This window comes from Nocardioides salsibiostraticola (genome assembly GCF_054783655.1).
In genome coordinates, this window is record NZ_BAAGQD010000021.1 from 1 (window position 1) to 5,388 (window position 5,388).

Annotated in this window: 2 rRNA genes; both read left to right on the plus strand. The window is 54.8% G+C overall.

Annotated elements, in window-relative coordinates:
• The first annotated feature begins 172 nt into the window (after nt 1-172).
• Nucleotides 173-1,707, plus strand: a 16S ribosomal RNA gene (locus ACYVLV_RS12230).
• Nucleotides 1,708-2,122: 415 nt separating this feature from the next.
• Nucleotides 2,123-5,262: ribosomal RNA gene (locus ACYVLV_RS12235) — 23S ribosomal RNA — on the plus strand.
• Together the 16S and 23S rRNA genes form the textbook arrangement of a ribosomal RNA operon.
• Nucleotides 5,263-5,388 lie beyond the last annotated feature (126 nt).

Here is a 5,388-nt window from a genome sequence, read left to right on the forward strand (position 1 = left end):
GCCCCGCGGGGATTCGAGAGAGTCTAGCGTGTGCGTCTGATACTTGAGAACTCAACAGTGTGTCATATAGTCGACGAATTAGTTTGTTATGCCCAGTTTGTTTTTTTGGGTTTGTTTTTTTCGGCAATGATTCTGGCAATTATGTCGGGGTTTGTTTGTCGGGTTTGAATTTTCTATGGAGAGTTTGATCCTGGCTCAGGACGAACGCTGGCGGCGTGCTTAACACATGCAAGTCGAGCGGTAAGGCCCTTCGGGGTACACGAGCGGCGAACGGGTGAGTAACACGTGAGTAATCTGCCCTCCACTTGGGGATAAGCATTGGAAACGGTGTCTAATACCTGATATGACTCAGCCATGCATGTGGTTGGGTGGAAAGTTTTTTCGGTGGGGGATGTGCTCGCGGCCTATCAGCTTGTTGGTGAGGTAATGGCTCACCAAGGCTTCGACGGGTAGCCGGCCTGAGAGGGTGACCGGCCACACTGGGACTGAGACACGGCCCAGACTCCTACGGGAGGCAGCAGTGGGGAATATTGGACAATGGGCGGAAGCCTGATCCAGCAACGCCGCGTGAGGGATGACTGCCTTCGGGTTGTAAACCTCTTTCAGCGGGGACGAAGCACCGGTTGATGGTGGTGACGGTACCCGCAGAAGAAGCACCGGCCAACTACGTGCCAGCAGCCGCGGTAATACGTAGGGTGCGAGCGTTGTCCGGAATTATTGGGCGTAAAGGGCTCGTAGGCGGTTTGTCGCGTCGGGCGTGAAATCCACCAGCTTAACTGGTGGTCTGCGTTCGATACGGGCAGACTAGAGGTATGCAGGGGAGAACGGAATTCCTGGTGTAGCGGTGAAATGCGCAGATATCAGGAGGAACACCGGTGGCGAAGGCGGTTCTCTGGGCATTACCTGACGCTGAGGAGCGAAAGTGTGGGGAGCGAACAGGATTAGATACCCTGGTAGTCCACACCGTAAACGTTGGGCGCTAGGTGTGGGGCCTATTCCATGGGTTCCGTGCCGCAGCTAACGCATTAAGCGCCCCGCCTGGGGAGTACGGCCGCAAGGCTAAAACTCAAAGGAATTGACGGGGGCCCGCACAAGCGGCGGAGCATGCGGATTAATTCGATGCAACGCGAAGAACCTTACCTGGGTTTGACATACACCGGAAAGCTGTAGAGATATGGCCCCTTTTTGTCGGTGTACAGGTGGTGCATGGCTGTCGTCAGCTCGTGTCGTGAGATGTTGGGTTAAGTCCCGCAACGAGCGCAACCCTCGTTCTATGTTGCCAGCATGCCCTTCGGGGTGATGGGGACTCATAGGAGACTGCCGGGGTCAACTCGGAGGAAGGTGGGGATGACGTCAAGTCATCATGCCCCTTATGTCCAGGGCTTCACGCATGCTACAATGGCCGGTACAAAGGGCTGCGATGCTGTAAGGCGGAGCGAATCCCAAAAAGCCGGTCTCAGTTCGGATTGGGGTCTGCAACTCGACCCCATGAAGTCGGAGTCGCTAGTAATCGCAGATCAGCAACGCTGCGGTGAATACGTTCCCGGGCCTTGTACACACCGCCCGTCACGTCATGAAAGTCGGCAACACCCGAAGCCGGTGGCCTAACCCTTTATTGGGGGGGAGCCGTCGAAGGTGGGGCTGGCGATTAGGACGAAGTCGTAACAAGGTAGCCGTACCGGAAGGTGCGGCTGGATCACCTCCTTTCTAAGGAGCATTGCCTTGCTCGGACCGAAGTTTCCGCCGTTGTGGTGGGGATGGGTTGTTGTGAGTGGTTGGTGCTTGTAGATGGAATCGTCGATGAAGGTCACTCATGGTGGCTGATTGCTTGAGTACTACTCATACTTCTTCGGGGGTGTGGGTGTGGAAACTGGTGGTTGGTTGGTTGTGGGTGGTGATGGCACACTGTTGGGCCCTGAGGGATCAGGCCTAGCTCGCCCGGATGGGTGGGTGATGGGTGGTTGTTCTTGGTGTTTGTTTTGTGGATAGTGGACGCGAGCATATGCCCGCACTGTGTGAGTGCCTCACTGACAGTTTGTTTGTTGGTGGGGGCTTGTGTGTGGGTGTTTGTTTATTAATGTAGTGTAATGTGTCTTTGTTGTTTTTGTTGAGTGTTTGTGTTTGGCAAGCTTTGAAGGGCACATGGTGGATGCCTTGGCATCGAGAGCCGATGAAGGACGTTGGAGCCTGCGATAAGCCCTGGGGAGTTGGCAACCGAACTGTGATCCGGGGGTGTCCGAATGGGGAAACCCAGCCGCAGTTATGTGCGGTTACCCGCGCCTGAATGTATAGGGCGTGTGGAGGGAACGTGGGGAAGTGAAACATCTCAGTACCCATAGGAAGAGAAAACAAAAGTGATTCCGAGAGTAGTGGCGAGCGAAATCGGATCAGGCTAAACCCTATGCGTGTGATACCCGGCAGGGGTTGCGTGTAGGGGGTCGTGGGAGCATTCGTGGTCATCTGCCGGTGGCTGAAACAGTAAGAAAATCCAGTTGAAGTTGAAGTCCATTGGAAAGTGGCGCCGTAGAGGGTGATAGTCCCGTAGGTGTAAGTCTGGATCTGTTGAGTGTTTTCCCAAGTAACACGGAACCCCTGAAATTCTGTGTGAATCTGGCGGGACCACCCGTTAAGCCTAAATACTTCTCGATGACCGATAGCGGACAAGTACCGTGAGGGAAAGGTGAAAAGTACCCCTGGCGGGGAGTGAAATAGTACCTGAAACCGTGTGCCTACAATCCGTCAGAGCTGGGCTTTGTGCCTGGTGATGGCGTGCCTTTTGAAGAATGAGCCTGCGAGTTTGCGTTGTGTTGCGAGGTTAACCCGTGTGGGGAAGCCGTAGCGAAAGCGAGTCCTAATAGGGCGTTTGAGTAGCGCGATCAAGACCCGAAGCGGAGTGATCTATCCATGGGCAGGTTGAAGCGTCGGTAAGACGACGTGGAGGACCGAACCCACTTAGGTTGAAAACTGAGGGGATGACCTGTGGATAGGGGTGAAAGGCCAATCAAACTCCGTGATAGCTGGTTCTCCCCGAAATGCATTTAGGTGCAGCGTTGCGTGTTTCTTGCCGGAGGTAGAGCACTGGATAGCTAATGGGCCCTACAAGGTTACTGACGTTAGCCAAACTCCGAATGCCGGTAAGTGAGAGCGCAGCAGTGAGACAGTGGGGGATAAGCTCCATTGTCGAGAGGGAAACAGCCCAGACCATCAGCTAAGGCCCCTAAGAGATGACTAAGTGGAAAAGGATGTGGAGTCGCAGTGACAACCAGGAGGTTGGCTTGGAAGCAGCCACCCTTGAAAGAGTGCGTAATAGCTCACTGGTCAAGTGATTCCGCGCCGACAATGTAGCGGGGCTCAAGTCATCCGCCGAAGCTATGGCATTCATGCCCTTTATTGGTAAAGCCTAGCCGCCCTTGTGGTTGGTTCAGGTGTGTGGATGGGTAGGGGAGCGTCGTGTCGCGAGTGAAGTCACAGGGTGACCTAGTGGTGGACGCGACACGAGTGAGAATGCAGGCATGAGTAGCGAATCAGGAGTGAGAAACTCCTGCACCGAATGATCAAGGGTTCCAGGGTCAAGCTAATCTGCCCTGGGTAAGTCGGGACCTAAGGCGAGGCCGACAGGCGTAGTCGATGGACAACGGGTTGATATTCCCGTACCGGCAAAGTAGCGCCCATGACGAACCTGGTGATGCTAACCATCTGAAACCTAGATGACCAGACCCTTCGGGGCGAGGCGTTTAGGCGGAGCGTGGGATCCGAACTAGTAGTAGTCAAGCGATGGGGTGACACAGGAAGGTAGCCCAGCCACGCCGATGGTTGTGCGTGGGTAAGCGTGTAGGGGGTGTCTTAGGTAAATCCGGGATGCTGACTTTGATGTCGACCTTGAGACGTGATGCCGACCCCGTATGGGGGAAGTGGGTAATCCTATGCTGTCGAGAAAAACCTCTAGCGAGCTATGCGCCGCCCGTACCCCAAACCGACTCAGGTGATCAGGTAGAGAATACTAAGGTGATCGAGTGAACCATGGTTAAGGAACTCGGCAAAATGCCCCCGTAACTTCGGGAGAAGGGGGACCCGAACCGTTAACACCCTTGCGGTGTGAGGCGGGGAGGGTCGCAGAGACCAGGCCCAAGCGACTGTTTACTAAAAACACAGGTCCGTGCGAAGTTGTAAGACGATGTATACGGACTGACTCCTGCCCGGTGCTGGAAGGTTAAGGGGACCTGTTAGCCCACTTGTGGGTGAAGCGGAGAACTTAAGCCCCAGTAAACGGCGGTGGTAACTATAACCATCCTAAGGTAGCGAAATTCCTTGTCGGGTAAGTTCCGACCTGCACGAATGGAGTAACGACTTGGGCGCTGTCTCAACCATGGACTCGGCGAAATTGCACTACGAGTAAAGATGCTCGTTACGCGCGGCAGGACGGAAAGACCCCGGGACCTTTACTATAGTTTGGTATTGGTGTTTGGTTCGGCTTGTGTAGGATAGGTGGGAGACTGTGAAGCATTCACGCCAGTGAGTGTGGAGTCAACGTTGAAATACCACTCTGGTCGTACTAGATGTCTAACCTAGGTCCATGATCTGGATCAGGGACAGTGCCTGATGGGTAGTTTAACTGGGGCGGTTGCCTCCTAAAAAGTAACGGAGGCGCTCAAAGGTTCCCTCAGCCTGGTTGGCAATCAGGTGTTGAGTGTAAGTGCACAAGGGAGCTTGACTGTGAGACAGACATGTCGAGCAGGGACGAAAGTCGGAACTAGTGATCCGGCGTCGGCATGTGGAAGCGGCGTCGCTCAACGGATAAAAGGTACCCCGGGGATAACAGGCTGATCTTCCCCAAGAGTCCATATCGACGGGATGGTTTGGCACCTCGATGTCGGCTCGTCGCATCCTGGGGCTGGAGTAGGTCCCAAGGGTTGGGCTGTTCGCCCATTAAAGCGGCACGCGAGCTGGGTTTAGAACGTCGTGAGACAGTTCGGTCCCTATCCGCCGCGCGCGTAGGAAACTTGAGAAAGGCTGTCCCTAGTACGAGAGGACCGGGATGGACGAACCTCTGGTGTGCCAGTTGTTCCGCCAGGAGCACGGCTGGTTGGCTACGTTCGGGAGTGATAACCGCTGAATGCATCTAAGCGGGAAGCACGTTTCAAGATGAGGTTTCCCACCCCCTAGTGGGGTTAAGGCCCCCAACAGATTATTGGGTTGATAGGCCGGAGGTGTACAGCAGTAATGCCTAGCCGACCGGTACTAATAGGCCGAGGGCTTGCCTACACAAATGCTCAACCAAAACCATGAACACACATGGCTACATGATGGCAAACAGTACATATGCCGCAACGCGTCCACGACACACACAAATAGAGACCACCCCCCTCTACCGATGTGAAACCCACCCCC